This window comes from Microbispora sp. H13382, from assembly GCF_014161445.1.
Taxonomy (GTDB): domain Bacteria; phylum Actinomycetota; class Actinomycetes; order Streptosporangiales; family Streptosporangiaceae; genus Microbispora.
In genome coordinates this window covers 201,892-218,236 of the sequence record NZ_JABBXA010000006.1, presented here as the reverse complement: position 1 = coordinate 218,236, position 16,345 = coordinate 201,892, and the positions used below count along the sequence as shown (strand labels likewise).

At 70.6% G+C, this 16,345-nt stretch carries 15 protein-coding genes; 7 read left to right on the top strand and 8 right to left on the bottom strand.

What is annotated here, in order from left to right:
• Positions 1 to 142 precede the first annotated feature (142 nt).
• The 4 genes from HHX41_RS15035 to HHX41_RS15020 are packed head-to-tail and all read left to right on the top strand — an operon-like array spanning position 143 to position 5,107.
• The gene (locus HHX41_RS15035; protein ID WP_310741995.1) at positions 143 to 949 is read left to right on the top strand and encodes a helix-turn-helix domain-containing protein; all 807 of its coding nucleotides are present in this window, start codon (positions 143 to 145) and stop codon (positions 947 to 949) included.
• Between the two features lie 29 nt (positions 950 to 978).
• On the top strand, positions 979 to 2,085 hold the full coding sequence (locus HHX41_RS15030) for a hypothetical protein (RefSeq protein ID WP_182906452.1): 1,107 nt from the start codon (positions 979 to 981) through the stop codon (positions 2,083 to 2,085).
• A complete protein-coding gene (locus tag HHX41_RS15025) occupies positions 2,082 to 4,673 on the top strand; it encodes a multicopper oxidase domain-containing protein (RefSeq protein WP_182906451.1) in 2,592 nt (863 codons plus the stop codon). The genes HHX41_RS15030 and HHX41_RS15025 overlap by 4 nt, the downstream gene beginning before the upstream one ends.
• Positions 4,670 to 5,107 carry a hypothetical protein gene (locus HHX41_RS15020; RefSeq protein ID WP_169984156.1) on the top strand — a complete coding sequence of 146 codons (438 nt, stop codon included), beginning with the start codon at positions 4,670 to 4,672 and terminating at the stop codon, positions 5,105 to 5,107. Before HHX41_RS15025 ends, HHX41_RS15020 begins: the two co-directional genes overlap by 4 nt.
• Positions 5,108 to 5,325: 218 nt before the next feature.
• Here the strand turns inward: HHX41_RS15020 and HHX41_RS15015 are convergent, their stop codons facing one another.
• From HHX41_RS15015 to HHX41_RS15005, 3 genes are all read right to left on the bottom strand, one after another.
• Entirely contained in the window at positions 5,326 to 5,742 is a 417-nt protein-coding gene (locus HHX41_RS15015; RefSeq protein ID WP_182906450.1) for a PIN domain nuclease, read from the bottom strand.
• Positions 5,739 to 5,981 (bottom strand): type II toxin-antitoxin system VapB family antitoxin, encoded by a 243-nt coding sequence (locus HHX41_RS15010; protein ID WP_169984160.1) that lies wholly within the window; start codon positions 5,979 to 5,981, stop codon positions 5,739 to 5,741. The genes HHX41_RS15015 and HHX41_RS15010 overlap by 4 nt, the downstream gene beginning before the upstream one ends.
• A gap of 130 nt (positions 5,982 to 6,111) precedes the next feature.
• Positions 6,112 to 6,756 (bottom strand): TetR family transcriptional regulator, encoded by a 645-nt coding sequence (locus HHX41_RS15005; RefSeq protein WP_182906449.1) that lies wholly within the window; start codon positions 6,754 to 6,756, stop codon positions 6,112 to 6,114.
• A gap of 76 nt (positions 6,757 to 6,832) precedes the next feature.
• Here HHX41_RS15005 and HHX41_RS15000 point away from each other — a divergent pair, with 76 nt between their 5' ends.
• A complete protein-coding gene (locus tag HHX41_RS15000; RefSeq protein WP_182906448.1) occupies positions 6,833 to 8,113 on the top strand; it encodes a GH1 family beta-glucosidase in 1,281 nt (426 codons plus the stop codon).
• On the opposite strand, the gene HHX41_RS14995 is transcribed toward HHX41_RS15000, so the two are convergent.
• Complete coding sequence (locus HHX41_RS14995; protein ID WP_182906447.1) at positions 8,095 to 8,991, bottom strand: hypothetical protein; 897 nt, start codon at positions 8,989 to 8,991, stop codon at positions 8,095 to 8,097. The two genes, HHX41_RS15000 and HHX41_RS14995, sit on opposite strands and share 19 nt — an antisense overlap.
• A gap of 243 nt (positions 8,992 to 9,234) precedes the next feature.
• Between HHX41_RS14995 and HHX41_RS14990 the strand changes: the two genes are divergently transcribed.
• Complete coding sequence (locus HHX41_RS14990) at positions 9,235 to 10,671, top strand: aldehyde dehydrogenase (protein ID WP_182906446.1); 1,437 nt, start codon at positions 9,235 to 9,237, stop codon at positions 10,669 to 10,671.
• A gap of 197 nt (positions 10,672 to 10,868) precedes the next feature.
• On the opposite strand, the gene HHX41_RS14985 is transcribed toward HHX41_RS14990, so the two are convergent.
• From HHX41_RS14985 to HHX41_RS14970, 4 genes are read right to left on the bottom strand one after another with little or no spacing between them, the layout of a single operon-like run.
• Positions 10,869 to 11,624 (bottom strand): alpha/beta hydrolase, encoded by a 756-nt coding sequence (locus HHX41_RS14985; protein ID WP_249350367.1) that lies wholly within the window; start codon positions 11,622 to 11,624, stop codon positions 10,869 to 10,871.
• A 49-nt stretch (positions 11,625 to 11,673) separates the two neighbouring features.
• Complete coding sequence (locus tag HHX41_RS14980; RefSeq protein WP_182906445.1) at positions 11,674 to 12,480, bottom strand: hypothetical protein; 807 nt, start codon at positions 12,478 to 12,480, stop codon at positions 11,674 to 11,676.
• Between the two features lie 28 nt (positions 12,481 to 12,508).
• Positions 12,509 to 13,732 (bottom strand): NRAMP family divalent metal transporter, encoded by a 1,224-nt coding sequence (locus HHX41_RS14975; protein ID WP_169984165.1) that lies wholly within the window; start codon positions 13,730 to 13,732, stop codon positions 12,509 to 12,511.
• On the bottom strand, positions 13,729 to 14,172 hold the full coding sequence (locus HHX41_RS14970; protein ID WP_182906444.1) for a hypothetical protein: 444 nt from the start codon (positions 14,170 to 14,172) through the stop codon (positions 13,729 to 13,731). Before HHX41_RS14970 ends, HHX41_RS14975 begins: the two co-directional genes overlap by 4 nt.
• 316 nt (positions 14,173 to 14,488) lie before the next feature.
• On the opposite strand from HHX41_RS14970, the gene typA reads away from it, so the two are divergent.
• Positions 14,489 to 16,339, top strand: a complete 1,851-nt coding sequence (gene typA / locus HHX41_RS14965) for a translational GTPase TypA (RefSeq protein ID WP_169984167.1) — start codon at positions 14,489 to 14,491, stop codon at positions 16,337 to 16,339.
• Positions 16,340 to 16,345 lie beyond the last annotated feature (6 nt).

Below are 16,345 nucleotides of genomic sequence, written 5' to 3'. Positions count from 1 at the left end.
TCGTCTCCGGCCCGGGCTACGTCCTGGGCCGGCAGTGTCTTCTCTTCCGCATCAGGCTCCGGAAGGGTTTTTCACGGTCTCCGTTGTATTTATACTACTGACCGTGGAAACTCAACGGGCGACCCGACGGGCGACTGAGAGCGTGACCGGCGACCGCGGCGCGGACATCGATCCGCGCGCCCATCGCGTGCTCGCGGATGTGAGTCGTGTCGCCGTCCTGGAGACCCTGCGAAAGGCGGGGCGTCCGATGGCCATCCCCGAGATCGCCGCCGCCGTCGGGCTGCACCCCAACACTGTGCGCGGCCATCTCGCGCTCCTGGTCGAGCACGGATACGCGAACGGCGGCAGGGAAGACCGAGAACGGCCGGGCCGGCCCCGCCTGCTCTATTCCGCGACCGCCGGGCCCGACGCCGACGAGCGGCGCAACTACCGGCTGCTCGCCGAGGTGCTGCTCACCTACCTGAGCGGGCTGGACGAGAACCGGGGGGCAGCCGCGATCTCGGCCGGCCGCGCCTACGGCGAGCGAACGGGGAAACGAGCCGGCAGCCGGGCGGATGAGCAGGCGCCTCCGGCGCGGACCACAACAGGGACGACGGCAGCGGCAGGTGATCGCTCGCCGATGGAGGCGGGGCTCGCGGCGGCCACCGCCGAGATCGTGGAACTGCTGGACGACGCCGGTTTCGACCCCCTGCCGGTCGACGACGGCTCCCGCATCGAACTGCGTCGCTGTCCGTTCCGCGAACTCGCCCAGGCCGACCCCGAGGTGGTCTGTGGCGTGCACCTCGGCCTCATGCAGGGCGCGCTCGCCGAGATGGGCGCCCCGCCCGACATGGTCCGCCTGCAACCGTTCGTACGGCCCGGCCTGTGCGTGGCCACACTGCACAGCCACGGGGAGCACGCGTCCGAGGAAACGCCGTGTTCGTGTGGTGGCGGCGGAGGGCCCGGATGACGGATGCCGGAGCGCGCGGGGGAACGGCCGTGAGCAGGCTGCCTCTGCCCGCGGGCGCCCTGCTGTCCGTCATCGCCGGGCTCTGGGGCGGACTGAGCCTGCTTGGCGTAGGCGTGCCCGTGCCCAGCGCGGCGCTCGCCACGCAGCACGGACCGCTGATGGCGCTCGGCTTCCTGGGCACGCTCATCTCTCTCGAACGCGCGGTCGCCCTCGGGCGGCCGTGGGGCTATGCCGCACCGGCTCTGGCCGCCGTCGGCGCGCTCGCGGGCGCGGCGGGATTCACGCGGCCAGGGCAGCTGCTGCTCACCGCGGCGGCCGGTTGGTTTCTCGCCGTCTATCTCGTACTGCTCGCCCGCCGGCCCTGCCCTGAGGTCGTCGTCCAGATGTCCGGTGCGATCGCGTGGTACGTCGGGGGCCTGCTGTGGCTGCGCGGACTCCCGATCGCCGACCTGGTGCCCTGGCTGACGGCCTTCCTCGTCCTCACGATCGCCGGGGAACGGCTCGAACTGGCGCACGTCGGGTTCGTGGGCCGCCGGGCCGGTGACGGCGTCCTGGCCGCCATGGGCGTCCTCGGGGCGGGCGTCCTCGCCTCGGTTCCCCGGCCGGACCTGGGATGGCGGGTGGCCGGGGTGGGCATGATCGCTCTGGCGGGGCTGCTGGCCGTCCACGACATCGCCCGCAGGACCGTGCGCACGGCCGGCCTGCCGCGTTATGCCGCGGTCTGTCTGCTGTCCGGTTACGCCTGGCTGGCCCTGGCCGGGGCGCTATGGGGGATTTTCGGGCGTCCCGCGGCGGACGGCCTGTACGACGCCGCGCTGCACGCGGTCTTCCTCGGGTTCGTCATGTCCATGGTGTTCGGCCACGCGCCGGTCATCCTGCCCGCCGTCCTGCGGGTGCGGCTGCCGTATCACCGGGTGCTGTACGGCCCGCTGGCCCTGCTGCACGCCGCCCTGCTGGTCCGGATCGCCGGCGACCTCGGTGGCGTGGCCGCCGTCCGCACGGTCGGCGGCGTGCTGGGGGAGGTGGCGCTGCCGGCGTTCGCCTGCTGCGCCGTGTTCGCCCGTCACGCCGTGCCCGCTCACCGCCCGGCAGCCGCGTCCCGCCTGTCTCGCTCTCGAAGAATGGACCCCTCATGAGAACGGTCGATGTGCGGGTCGGCGCCCCGGGTCCCGGGCCGACGCCGCCGACGCGGCGTCGTTCGCGTGCATCCTGGCACGCGAGGGCGAACGGGGTCGTGCTGGCCTGGCTCGCGCTGGCGGCTCTCGCCACGCTCACGCACGATCACCTGCCCGCACCACGGTGGCTGCTGATCCACGTGTTCCTGCTCGGCGCGGTGACCAATGCCATCGTGACCTGGACGGAACACTTCGCGATCGCACTGCTGCGCCGGGGCGAACCGTCCCCGTGGGTGCGCCCGGTCCGGCTCGCCGCCCTGAACACCGGGGTGGCGGCGGTGCTGTACGGCGCCACGTACGGCCCCGTCCGGCTCGGCATCGCCGGGGCGGCGCTCGTGGTCGGCGTCATCGGCTGGCACGTGGCGATCCTCGTCTCCTGGTCGAGGCGGGCCCTCGGCGGCCGGTTCGCGCACGTCGTCGCCTGGTACATCGGCGCGGGGGCGGCGCTCGTCACCGGGGGGACGCTGGGCGGGCTGATGCTCGCCGCATGGCCGCCGGGCACGAGCAGCACGCGACTGCAGGCCGCGCACGTCCACGTCAACCTGCTCGGCTGGGTCGGCCTCGCCGTCCTGGGCACGCTGTTCACGCTCTGGCCGACGGTGCTGCGCACCCAGGTGGCCGAAGGAAGCGGGGTGATCGCCCGCCGCTCGCTGCGCCTCGCCGTACCCGGCCTGGCCGTGACGGTGGGCGGGTTCCTGGGCGGAGCACGCTGGGTCGCGGTGGCCGGGCTGCTGCTTTACGCCGCGGCGGCCGCGCTCGCCCTCGTGCCGTTCCTCCGTACGGCACGGCGCCGGCCGCCGCACACACCCGCCGCGTGGATGCTCGCAGCGGGCACGGCCTGGTTCGTCGTGGCCGTCCTCGCCGATCTGTCGGTCGTGGCGACTCGGCCCGCGGACCAGGTGGCACACGGGATTGAGCCGCTGGTGCCGTTCACCCTGGTGGGCTTCGCTGGACAGACGCTTCTCGGCGCACTGACCTTCCTGCTGCCCGTGGTGCTCGGCGGCGGACCCGCCGCGCTGAAGCGGAACGCGGCTCTGCTGGAGCGCGGCTGGATCATCCGGCTGGCCGTGGTCAACGTCGCGGTGCCGCTGATCGCGCTGCCCGTGCCCGGCCGGGTGTCGCTGATCGCCTGGGGGTTCGTGGTGGCGGCGCTCGCGGCGTTCGTCCTGCTCGCCGCCGTCACCGTGGGCCGCGCGCGTGGGCCGCGCGTCTCGCCCACGGTCGGGGGTGTCGCGGTCGGCCTGCTGGCCACGGCGGTGGCCGTCGCCCTCGCGCTCAGCGACGGCAGGGGAGTCACGCCGGCCGCGAAGCTCGCCGTGCAGGACAACGGCGCGGGCGTCCGCACGGTGGAGGTCACCCTGGCGAACATGCGGATCATGCCCGGGACGATCGAGGCGGCCCCCGGGACCCGGCTCGTGCTGCGGGTGACCAACCGGGACGCCCAACAGCACGACCTACGCCTCGCCACCGGCCAGCGGACGCCGATGCTCGGCGCCGGGCAGACCGCGACGCTCGAGTTGCCCCCGCTCGCCGGCCCGATCGACGGCTGGTGCACGGTGCCGGGACACCGGGCGGCCGGCATGACCATGCGGATCGACGTCAAGGGCACCGGCCGGGCCCCTGAATCGGGCATGGATCACAGCGGTCGAACCGATCACATGGCCACCGCCCCGGGTGTGCTGAACCTGGCCGCTCCGATGAGCCCGGGATGGCGTCCGTACGACGCGACGCTGCGGCCCGCGTCCGGCGGCACCGAGCACCGGATGGAGATCCACGCGGTGCGGAAGGACATCGAGGTCGCACCGGGGGTCCGGCAGCGAATGTGGACCTTCGGCGGCACCGTACCCGGGCCCGTGCTGCGCGGCAAGGTCGGCGACGTGTTCACGATCACGCTGGTCAACGACGACACGATGGGGCACGGCATCGACTTCCACGCCGGGTCGCTCGCGCCGGACGTGCCGATGCGCACCATCCGCCCCGGTGAACACCTCACCTATCGGTTCCGCGCCGAGCACGCCGGGGCCTGGCTCTACCACTGCTCGACGATGCCGATGCTCCAGCACATCGCCAACGGCATGTACGGCGCGGTCATCATCGATCCGCCGAACCTGGCTCCTGTCGACCGGGAGTACGTGCTCGTACAGGGTGAGCTCTACCTCGGGCAACCGGGCGGCACCGAGCAGGTCTCCAAGATGCGCGACGGCCGGCCCGACGCCTGGATGTTCAACGGCACCGCCGCCGGATACGACCACGCTCCGATGACCGCTCGCCCGGGCGAACGGGTCCGCGTGTGGGTGGTCGCCGCCGGACCCGCCTCGGGCACGGCCTTCCACATCGTGGGCGCGCAGTTCGACACCGTCTACAAGGAAGGCGCCTACCTGCTGCGACCGGGTCAAGGCGACGGGGCGTCCCAGGTGCTCGATCTGGCCGCCGCGCAGGGCGGATTCGTCGAAACCGCCTTCCCGGAACCGGGCCACTATCCCTTCGTCGACCATGACATGCGCCACGGCGAGGCCGGCGCACACGGCATCTTCGAGGTGACCCGTTGACCTGGTGGTCCGTCATCCGCTTCCTGCACGTCACCTCGGCGGCATTGTGGGTCGGCGGACAGCTCACCGTCTCCCTCGTCGTTCTCCCGCTGGCCCGGCGTCTCCTCGACACGGGCCAGCGCGCCCGGGTGCTTCGCGAGGTCGGCCGCCGCTTCGGGATGTTCACGGGGGCGTTCTTCCTGCCTGTGCAGGTCTCCACGGGGATCGCCATGGCGGTGCACAAGGGCGTCACGTGGGAGTCGCTCACCTATCCCGGCTACGGCCGGACGCTGTCGGCCAAGCTGCTTCTCTTCGTCCTCGTCATGGTCGCGGCCACGGTGCACGGGTGGGCCAACGGCAGGGGCATGGCCGTGTTCGCGCGAAGCATGGCGATCGCCGCGCTCGTCGGCTCCGTCGGCATCGTCCTGCTCGCCACCGCGCTGCCCGTCACCTGACGGGCAACGTGGTCACGCGACCGACAGCCTCGGCCGGCGCGCTGCTGGCCGTACTGCTGCGCCCTGTCGTCATGGTCATTCCTCAATGCGCTCAGCTATCTGATGTCCGCGCTGGGGATCCGGGCGATCGCGGGCACCGCCTGATCGCGCCCGCGACCGGCCCCGCGAGCCTGCTCACACAGTGCCTGACGTGCCGGAGCCCCACGCGACGTGTGTAGTCAGCGGTCGGCCGTTCCTGGCTCTACAACCCACTGAGTGTGCTGGCCTGTGATTGAAGCGATCATGTCGAAGTCGCCATCGTAATGAAGCACCACAGCGCGGTGCCGTTCGGCGACGGCGGCGATGATCAGATCTGCCATAGAAAGCCCTCGGTGGAAACCACGGTCCAGGGCATCACTCTGAACGTCGAGGACACGGTCGAAGATCTCGTCACCGCAGTAGAGGTAGTTGAACCCGCGCAGGAGAAAACGAATACGCGCCATGTCGGGCTTGTTCCTGGCGCTGTAGACCATCTCCCACTCGATCGCGGCGCAGGTGGCGAGCAGACCACGATCGCTGAGTTCGTCAAGCACCTGCGCAACCGGTGGGTTGCCCCAGCGAGCGAGCGCGGACTTGTCGACCAGATAGTCGGTCACGCAGCGCCCTTCGAGGAACGCTGGAGCGTGCCGTCCGCATTGCGGGGACCGGTCTTCTCCACGATCTCGCTGAGGTCGAGCTCTCCGCTCTTGATCGATTCGGCCAGTTCCAGTCGCAGACGTCGCTTCACGGCCTCCTCCATGGCCATCCGCACCGCCTTGGCCTTAGTTCTGGTGCCGTAGATCCGCATGGCCTCGGCAACCATGTCGTCGTCTAGATCGATGACAGTTCGACTCATCCGAGCACCTCCTCCAGCCAGACTAAAACGATACTATCTGACACGTCGAAAAGATATCGTTTCAAGACTTCACGCCGGCAGATCGCTGTGGCGCGCGGGCATGGCCGTAGCGCGCGAGGACCGAAGCGGCTCAGGCGAGGTGGTCGGAGAGGTAGCGGCGGACGAGGCGTTTGCACTCGGCGATGAGGTCGGGGTCGCCCTCGGGGTGGGCGCGGAAGGCCAGCTTGAGCACGGCGTCGGCGGCCTCCACGGCGACCACGAAGGCGCGCGACAGGTCGTCGCCCGGCGCCACCCCGAGCGACTCCACCACGAGGGAGCGCAGCCGGTCGGCCACGACGACGTTGTTCTCCAGGGCCTCGTCGAGCATCCGCTGGGTGCCGGGCAGGGCCGGACCGCCGGGAGCGGCGAGCACCTCGCCGAAGTCCACCACGCCGAAGCCGGGCGTGGTCCGTTTCATCCGTACGAACTCGTCGACGACCAGGTCCACGGCGTCGGTCCAGTCGGACAGCGGCGCGGCGGTCAGCCGGGACGCGATCCGGTCCAGGTACGCCTCCAGGTTCCGCAGCGCGAGCGCGCGGACCAGGCTCTGCTTGTCGGTGAAGAACTGGTAGAAGGTCCCGATCGGCACCTCGGCCCGGCGGGCGACCTCCTTGGTCGTCAGGGCCGCGTACCCCGCCTCGTCGAGCAGCTGGGCACACTCGTCCAGCATGCGCTCGACCCGCTCCTGACTGCGGCGCTGGGTGGGCCGGCGGCGCAGCACTCCCCCTGTGGTCATTCCGCCATTCTCTCCCGCTTCACGGGCATCCGGACTAACATGAGTTCTGCTCATATTAGCGGAGAGAGGCGGCATCATGTTCCTCTGGGGTACGGCCACCGCGTCCTACCAGATCGAAGGGGCGGCCGCGGAGGACGGCAGAGGGCCCTCCATCTGGGACACCTTCTCGCACACCCCCGGCAGGGTCCGCGACGGGCACACGGGCGACGTGGCCTGCGACCACTACCACCGTTACGCCGAGGACGTGGCGCTGATGGCCGGCCTCGGCGTCAACGCCTACCGCTTCTCCATCGCCTGGCCGCGGGTCATGCCCACTGGCTGCGGCCCGGTCAACCAGGCCGGGCTCGACTTCTACGACCGTCTTGTGGACGCGCTGTGCGAGAACGGCATCACTCCGGTGCCGACGCTCTTCCACTGGGACCTGCCGCAGGCGCTGGAGGACGAGGGCGGCTGGCTCAGCCGCGACACCTCCCGCCGTTTCGCCGACTACGCCGCCGTCGTGGCAGAACGGCTGGCCGACCGCGTACGCATGTGGATCACGCTCAACGAGCCGTTCGTCCACATGGTGGAGGGATACGGCCTGGGCATCCACGCCCCGGGCAGGGCGCTCATGTTCGACGCGCTGCCGGTGGCCCACCACCAGTTGCTCGGGCACGGCCTGGCCACGCAGGCGCTGCGCGCGGCCGGCGCGCAGCAGGTGCTGATCACCAACAACTGCACCCCGGTCCGGCCCGCCTCGGACTCCCCGGAGGACCTGGCCGCCGCCGAGACCTACGACATCCTGCACAACCGGCTGTTCAACGACCCGGTCCTCACCGGCGCCTACCCCGACCTGACGGCGTTCGGCGTCGAGATCCCCGTGAAACCCGGCGATCTGGAGGCGATCGCCCAGCCCCTCGACGGGATCGGGATCAACTACTACAACCCCACCCGGATCGGCGGACCCGGCGGGGACGGCCTGCCGTTCCGGTTCGCGGAGATCACCGGCGTTCCCACCACCGCCTTCGGCTGGCCCGTCGTCCCCGACGGCCTGCGCGAACTGCTCGACGGCCTCAAGGACCGGTACGGCGACGCGCTGCCGCCCGTCTACATCACCGAGAACGGCTGCTCGTACGACGGCCTGGACGACCAGGAGCGGATCGCCTACCTCGACGGCCACATCCGGGCGATGCGGCAGGCGGACGTGGACCTGCGGGGCTACTTCGTCTGGTCGCTGCTGGACAACTTCGAGTGGGCCGAGGGCTACCACCAGCGGTTCGGCCTGGTCCACGTCGACTTCGAGACCCAGGAGCGCACGCCGAAGGCGTCCTACCACTGGCTGCGCGAGTTCCTGCAGGATCAGAGCACCGACACGTGAACGTGGTCGTAGTGGTTGGCGGTGATGCCGCCGCGGTCGGACATCATCCTCCATCCGGCGCCGGTGCGCATGTCGTAGAAGCGCTGCTGCCAGATGATGTACATGATCCCGTACTCGCTCGCGTGCTGGATGCACCACTGGGCCAGGGCGTCGCCGCGCTCCTTGGCCACCGCGTCCGGCATGCGGCCGCCGCCGCTCATCATGAAGTCACAGGCCCGGCCCTTGCCGTGCTCCCCCGGGTCGCCGGGGCGCAGGCAGCCGACGCCGAACGGCATCGGGAACTGCCCCATGATCGCATTGCGCGTCGAGACCATGCGCTGGGTCAGTCCGCTGCCGGCGTCGGGCGCCTGGAAGCCGTACTTCGCCATCAGCCGCTCGACCTCGCCGCGCCTCGACTTGAGCTGCTTGATGTGCGCCTGCAGTTTGTCGATCTCGCCGGCGGCCGCGAGGGCCGCCTTCTTCTGCTTGGCGACGAGGTCCTTGACGCTGTTGAGCCGCTCGGTCCTGGCGGTGCCCAGATAGGACAGCATCGCCAGCGAGCTCGGGTCGGCCGACAGGGAGAACAGCTGCGAGGCGTCCGCACCCCCGGTCATGTACGAGGACTGCGCGAACGCCGCCACCTGCCGCTGGGCCAGACGCAGGTCGGCCTGCAGCTTCTTGCTCCTGCTGGAGGCCTTCTGCGCGGCCCTCTTCGCGTCCTCCAGGCTGAGGATCTCGCCGCGGTACTCCTTCTGGAGCGCGGCGGCCTCCTGGGTGAGCTTGCGGAGCTTGGCCTGCTGGTCCGGTTCCGCCTCGGCGGTGAGGGCGCCCGAGACGGATGGTGCGACAAGCAGCGCGGTGGTGACCACCGCCAGCCTGGCCCAGCGTCCCGACCGCACGCGACCTCCACTCGGATTCGGTCCGAAACTATAGAAGACGATCTTTACGGTCTGCTACCGGAACAGGAGAAACTCTTGGGTTCAAAGCGGACAGCGGCCGGATTTCCGCCCGCGTGCCCCGTTCGCCGTCGGCGCGCCTACCTGGGTCGATTCCGTTTCGCGGGTCCACTCTTGCCAAGGCCGAGCAGAACATGATTCGGTCTCTCTGTATGCGCGATGGCGCGCCCGATCAGGAGGCAGGCAATGCTGCAGCACGACACGCTGTTCATCGGGGGCGACTGGGTGGCCCCCGCGGGCACGGGCACGATCGAGGTGATCTCCCCCCACAGTGAGGAGGTCGTCGGCCGGGTGCCGGACGGCACCGCCGCCGACATGGACCGGGCCGTCGCGGCCGCCAGGGACGCCTTCGACAACGGGCCCTGGCCGCGGATGACGATGGCCGAGCGCGCGGCGGTCGTGGGACAGCTGGCGGAGATCTACGAGGCCCGTCAGGCCGAGATGGCTGAGATCATCACGGTGGAGATGGGGTCTCCGATCACGTTCTCCCAGCTCGCCCAGGCTCCGCAGCCACTGGGGATGCTCAAGTATTTCGCCGGTCTCGGCGCGACGTTCCCCGTCGAGGAGGAGCGGCCCGGCCTGTTCGGCCCGATGATCGTCCGCCGCGAGCCGGTCGGCGTCGTGGCGGCCGTCGTCCCCTGGAACGTCCCCCAGTTCGTCACCATGACCAAGCTGGCCCCGGCGCTCGTCGCGGGCTGCACGGTGGTGCTCAAGCCCGCTCCCGAGACGCCGCTCGACTCCTACCCGCTCGCCGAGATGATCAAGGAGGCCGGCATCCCGGCCGGGGTGGTCAACATCGTCGCGGCCGGCCGCGAGGCGGGCGAGCACCTGGTCTCCCATCCCGGCGTCGACAAGGTGGCCTTCACCGGCTCGACCGCCGCCGGGCGCAGGATCGCGGCGATCTGCGGCGAACAGCTCAAGCGCTGCACGCTCGAACTCGGCGGCAAGTCGGCGGCGATCATCCTCGACGACTGCGACCTGCCCTCCGCCATGGGCTTCCTGTCGATGGCCTCGCTCATGAACAACGGCCAGGCGTGCGTGGCGCAGACCCGCATCCTCGCCTCCCGCAACCGCTACGACGAGGTCGTCCAGGCCGTCGCCGAGATGGTGACAAGCCAGCAGGTGGGCGACCCCGCCGACCCGGCCACCGCGATCGGGCCGCTGGTGGCCAGGCGGCAGCAGGAACGGGTCGAGGGCTACATCAGGTCGGGCATCGAGGAGGGCGCCAAGCCGGTCGTCGGCGGCCTCGACCGGCCGTACGACCGTGGCTGGTACGTCGCGCCAACCGTCTTCGCCGGGGCCACCAACGACATGCGCATCGCCCGTGAGGAGATCTTCGGCCCGGTGCTGGCGGTGATCCCGTACGAGGACGAGGAGGACGCGGTGCGGATCGCCAACGACAGCGACTACGGCCTGTCGGGCTCGGTCTGGACCGCCGACACCGATCACGGGGTGGACGTCGCCCGCCGGGTGCGCACCGGCACGTACGGCGTCAACGTGATGCACACGCTCGACCCGAACACGCCGTTCGGCGGCTTCAAGGCCAGCGGCCTGGGCCGGGAGCTCGGCCCCGAGGGCCTGTCGGCCTACCTGGAGACCAAGTCGATCGCCCGGCTGGGCTGAACGCGTGAGCTGAAACGCGTGAGCTGAAACAACGCGTCCCTCCGGCCCGGTACGGCATGCGTGCCGTACCGGGCCGGTGAAACCGCCCAGCGCGCCCCCGCGACGCTGGGCCACACCCGGTGAGGGTGTGCGCCGATCCCCCAATCGGCGGTGTGGATCGGGGAGTTCCGGATCCGCACAACCCTCATAGACGACCCTTATGGGGATTTGGTTCGCGAGATCCACTGACCGATTTTGCGGACCAGGTCAGGGGTGGCCGCCGCCTCCGCGTGGCCGTACCCCGGCTCCACCCACAGCTCCTTCGGCTCGGCCGCGCACTCGTACAGCTGGTGGGCGTGCTCGAGGGGGAAGAACGGGTCGTGGTCACCGTGCACGATCAGCAGCGGCGTGGGCGCGACCAGCGCCGCCGCCTCGTACGGCGGGAGCGGGACGGGGTTCCATCCGCCGCCCGCGATCCGGGTCCGCTTGACCAGCCGGGCCGCCAGCCGCCCGTGCCAGCGTTCGATCGCCCAGTGGACCTGCCGCATGGGTTTGGTGCCGCGGTAGTACCAGCGGGCCGGGCCGCTCACCGACACCACCCCGTCCACCCCCCGCTGCAGCGCGGCGTGCCGCACGACCACGGCGGCGCCCATCGAGAAGCCGACGGTGGCGATGCGCCGGTAGCCGATCGAGCGGGCGTGCTTGACCGCCGCGTCCACGTCGAGGACCTCCAGGTCGCCCACCGTGGACCGACCGCCGGAGCGTCCGTGGCCCCGGAAGTCGAAGGACACCACGCCGCCGAACCGCGACAGGACGTGCACGATGCGCCGGGTGTCCGGCCCCCTCCACGTTCCGGTGAAGCCGTGCGCGACCACGATGCCGAGATCGAGTGAGCCGTTGGGCGTGTGCGCCGCGTCGATGCGGACACCGTCCGCCGTGCGCAGCATCGCCCCGAAAGCAGCAGCGAGAGTCATGCCCTCGACCTTATTTCCCGCCATTTCACCCCCCACGCGACGGGATCAATCAGAGATCGGCCGTCGACCGCAGCCGTTCCCAGGGGACCCCAAGCCTGACCTCCTCGTCGTCGAGCGACTCGATCTGGTCCCATTCGGCGTAGCGGATCTCGCCGTGCATGCGGCGCACGAGGGCGCCCAGCAGCGACGGCCGCCACAGCCCGGGGCCGCGCTCGTACCCGAAGAGCCGCCCGGCCCGCCGCCGGGCGATCAGCAGCCCGGCCGCCCGGAACGCATGATGGACCCCGGCCAGCAGCGGCCCGTCCTGGACGAGGCGGACGTCCACGGTGTCACCGGCGGCCTCCCCCGACGGGCCGCGGACCGTACGGCCGAGCAGCCCGCCGAGCCGCATGGCGTCCGGCCTGTCCTCCCCCCGCTCCCGCACCCGGAGCGCCTTCTCCGGCGCATCCCGTGCGCCGCTTTCGGGATCACCCTGTTCCTCCGTCCCTGCCGCTCCCGGGATCCGGCCGACCACGTTCCTGGTCAGCCAGCGCTCCAGCGCCAGGTCCTGCCGGTGGCCGGCCACCCGTACGGCACTGCCGATCTCGGTCACCAGGCTCATCTCGATGCGGTACGGCCCCGGCCGCTCCTCCCGCCGGAAGAGCCGGTCGGTCTCCGTCATCAGCCATCCCGGCAGGCCGCCGAGCCGCGGGCCGAGCGCGAGCGGGCCCGACAGGATCGCGGTGACGTACGGCCGGTCACCGGGCCGCATCTCCAGGTCGTCCACCTTGCACAGCAGGCGGTCGTCGCTCTCCCTGACGACCTGCCGGTCGAGCAGGTGCAGGCGGGCGTGCAGCACCCGCGCGGGTTCGGTCAACGAGTCCTCACCTCCTCCGGCCGGGTCGTCACTGCCCCGCCTTCGTCGCGATCATCAGGGGGATGGCCGCGACCGCCACGACGAGCAGCAGCACCATGTAGAAACTTCCCAGCACGTTGCTGAATCTGCCGTTGACCTTCTCCCCCATGTAGTCGGGATCGTTGGCGATCATGAGGACCGGCAGGTAGGTGAGTGGCAGGGCCGCGGCCGAGAAGACCAGCGAATACTCGGTCACCTTGATCGGGTCGATGGTGGTGAGGATCAGCGCGGTCGCGACGATCACCGAGGCCAGCACGGTCACGTGGAACCGGGCGGCGCGGCCCGGCACCACGTATTTGCCCCACTGCCAGCCGAAGTACTGGCTCAGGGAGTAGCCCGACGACAGGGCGGTCTCCAGCGTCGCGCCGAACGTGGCCGCGAACACCCCGAGGATCACCACACCGAGGCCGACTTTGCCCAGCCCCTGGGCGACCGGGAGCACCATCTGCCCGAGCGAGTCGGGCTCGGCCGCGACCGGCATGAACACGGTCGCCGCGCACGCCGCGATCGTCAGCGACAGCACGCCGCCGAGGGGGAAGCCGACGAACACGTTGGCCCGCGCCGTGACCAGATCCCTGCGGGTCCACCGCTCCTCGACGCCGCCCGAGGAGAAGAAGAACACCTCGTACGGCGTCATCGCCCCGCCGAGCAGCGCGATCGCGTAGTAGAGGTAGGTCGGCACGCCCTCGTCCTGCGGCGGCCGGACGAGCTGCGTGGTCAGCTCGCCCCAGTCGGGCCCGAGCTGCCACAGCGCGACGATGAACACGACGAGCGCGAGCCCGGCCAGCCCGAAGACGCGCTCCATGGTCTCGAACTTCACCCGCCACATGACCAGCCAGGCGACCAGGGCCACCGGCGGCACCCACAGCAGGTAGTTGAGGCCGGTCACCAGCTCCAGCGCGAGCGCGGCGCCGCCGATCTCGGCCGCCAGCGTGAGCACGTTGATGAAGAACGACGCGCCGAGGTTGACCAGCCCGGCGCGGGGGCCCATGCGCTCGCGGACGAGGTCGAAGACCGGCCGCTGCGACACCGCCGCGATCCTGCCGGACATCTCCGCGAAGACGCAGATGCCGATGATGCCGACGACCACCACCCACGCGAGGGACATGCCGAACCTCGACCCCACGACGGCGTTGGCGACCAGGTCGCCGATGTCCACGAACCCGCCGAAGGCCGTCAGGATGCCGAGCGTGACCGCGAGGAACCTCTTCACTTGTGCCTCTCCGCGAGGTCGCTCAGCTCGCTCGCGAGCCTGCCCAGGTCCCGTACGGCCGCCGCCGGGTCCTTCACCCCGTCCCGGCGCGTCTGGATGAGCAGGTCCTCGACCTCGTTCTCGGCCTTCTCGGTGAGGCGCAGCACCTCGTCCCTGATCCGGTCGGAGGCGTCCGAGGGCGGCTGCACACCGCCGAACTGGTCGTTCACGCTGCCCAGGTCGTGCACCGCCTCGGTCAGCACCACCTCGGCGTACGGCCCGGTCATGCGGTCCCGGTACGCCACGACGGAACGGGCGAACCGCACGGCCGAGGCGGCCGACTCGGCCGTCTTCCCGGCCTTGAGCGCGTAGTCGTGATCGTCCCACGCGGGGCTGACGCACCCGGACAACAGGAGTGCCGTCAGCAGGGCGGGCGGCACCAGGCGAGCCGGCGGAATCATGTGCGCCGCCGCAGCAGGAGGTAGGCGAGGACGAGGATCGGCACGAGGAACTCCGCCCAGGCGATCAGCAGCACGAGACCTTCATCCGTCACAGCCGGTCCACCTGCCCTGACGGAGAGCCTTTAGACGGAGCGTTTCGACGGCAAGGAATGCCGATCGCCGCGCGGGCGTTTCCACCGAGGGTTCCGTAGCCGTCGGCGCGTGGCGGCGATCGGGATCAACTAAAATGGCTTGGCCGTGTCATGCGGCGGATGTGCGTCTCGCTTCAGTCCCGGGACGCGGACGACACCCCGACGAACCAGAGCGAGACTTCACTATGCCTATGAACACCCGCGATGACCTGCGGAACATCGCGATCATCGCGCACGTCGACCACGGCAAGACCACGCTGGTCGACGCCATGCTATGGCAGTCCGGAGCGTTCCGGGCCAACCAGGACGTGGACGAGCGGGTCATGGACTCCAACGACCTCGAGCGCGAGAAGGGGATCACCATTCTCGCCAAGAACACGGCGGTCAGGCACGGCGGCATGACCCTCAACATCATCGACACCCCCGGCCACGCCGACTTCGGCGGCGAGGTCGAGCGCGGCCTGTCGATGGTGGACGGCGTCGTGCTGCTGGTGGACGCCTCCGAGGGCCCGCTGCCGCAGACCCGCTTCGTGCTGCGCAAGGCGCTGTCCGCGAAGATGCCGGTGATCCTGTGCATCAACAAGGTGGACCGGCCGGACGCCCGCATCGCCGAGGTCGTCGACGAGGTGTACGAGCTGTTCATCGACCTCGACGCGACCGAGGACCAGATCGACTTCCCGATCGTGTACGCCTCGGCCAAGGCCGGACGGGCCTCGCTGGAGCGCCCCGCCGACGGCGGCATGCCGGACTCCCCCGATCTGGAGCCGCTGTTCGACACGATCAAGACCACGATCCCGGCGCCGGTCTACGACCCGTCCGCGCCGCTCCAGGCCCACGTCACCAACCTCGACGCGTCCAGCTATCTCGGCCGTATCGCGCTGTGCCGCGTCCACCAGGGCACGATCCGCAAGGGCCAGCAGGTCGCGTGGTGCCGCACCGACGGCAGCGTCCAGCGCGTCAAGATCTCCGAGCTGCTGATGACCGAGGCGCTGGAGCGCAAGCCCGCCGAGGAGGCCGGGCCCGGCGACATCATCGCGATCGCCGGCATCCCGGACATCATGATCGGTGAGACGCTGGCCGACCCCGAAGACCCGCGCCCGCTGCCGCTGATCACGGTCGACGAGCCGGCGATCTCCATGACGATCGGCACCAACACCAGCCCGCTGGTCGGCAAGGTCAAGGGCGCCAAGGTCACCGCCCGCCTCGTGAAGGACCGCCTCGACAAGGAGCTGGTCGGCAACGTCTCGCTGCGCGTGCTGCCCACCGAGAGCCCGGACGCCTGGGAGGTGCAGGGCCGTGGCGAGCTGGCCCTGGCCATCCTCGTGGAGCAGATGCGCCGCGAGGGCTACGAGCTGACGGTCGGCAAGCCGCAGGTCGTGACCAAGGTCGTCGACGGCAAGGTGCACGAGCCGGTCGAGCGCCTCACGGTCGACTGCCCGGAGGAGTACCTGGGCGCCGTCACCCAGCTCCTGGCCGTACGCAAGGGCCGCATGGAGCACATGACCAACCACGGCACCGGCTGGATCCGCATGGAGTTCCTGGTGCCGGCGCGCGGCCTGATCGGCTTCCGCACCGAGTTCCTCACCGAGACCCGCGGCACCGGCCTCGTGCACCACGTGTTCGAGACGTACGAGCCGTGGTTCGGCGAGCTGCGCACCCGTAACAACGGCTCGCTGGTCGCCGACCGCGCGGGCCAGGTCACCGCGTTCGCCATGATCAACCTGCAGGAGCGCGGCACGCTGTTCGTCTCCCCCGGCACCGAGGTGTACGAGGGCATGATCATCGGGGAGAACTCCCGCTCCGACGACATGGACGTGAACATCACCAAGGAGAAGAAGCTCACCAACATGCGCTCCTCCACCAGCGAGGAGACCGAGAAGGTGATCCCGCCGCGCGTCCTGTCCCTGGAGCAGGCCCTGGAGTTCATCCGCGACGACGAGTGCGTGGAGATCACCTCGCAGACCGTGCGCATCCGCAAGACAGTCCTCGACTCGGCCAGCCGGGGTCGCGCGGCCGCCCGCGCCAAGCGCAGCTGAGCTCCT

What these genes read in the sequence shown, in the direction of transcription:
- typA (WP_169984167.1), top strand. Translation starts at nt 14,489, where the DNA reads ATGCCTATGAACACCCGCGATGACCTGCGGAACATCGCGATCATCGCG.
- HHX41_RS15010 (WP_169984160.1), bottom strand. Translation starts at nt 5,981, where the DNA reads ATGAGTCGAACTGTCATCGATCTAGACGACGACATGGTTGCCGAGGCC.
- HHX41_RS15025 (WP_182906451.1), top strand. Translation starts at nt 2,082, where the DNA reads ATGAGAACGGTCGATGTGCGGGTCGGCGCCCCGGGTCCCGGGCCGACG.
- HHX41_RS14990 (WP_182906446.1), top strand. Translation starts at nt 9,235, where the DNA reads ATGCTGCAGCACGACACGCTGTTCATCGGGGGCGACTGGGTGGCCCCC.
- HHX41_RS15005 (WP_182906449.1), bottom strand. Translation starts at nt 6,756, where the DNA reads ATGACCACAGGGGGAGTGCTGCGCCGCCGGCCCACCCAGCGCCGCAGT.
- HHX41_RS14985 (WP_249350367.1), bottom strand. Translation starts at nt 11,624, where the DNA reads ATGACTCTCGCTGCTGCTTTCGGGGCGATGCTGCGCACGGCGGACGGT.
- HHX41_RS15000 (WP_182906448.1), top strand. Translation starts at nt 6,833, where the DNA reads ATGTTCCTCTGGGGTACGGCCACCGCGTCCTACCAGATCGAAGGGGCG.
- HHX41_RS14970 (WP_182906444.1), bottom strand. Translation starts at nt 14,172, where the DNA reads ATGATTCCGCCGGCTCGCCTGGTGCCGCCCGCCCTGCTGACGGCACTC.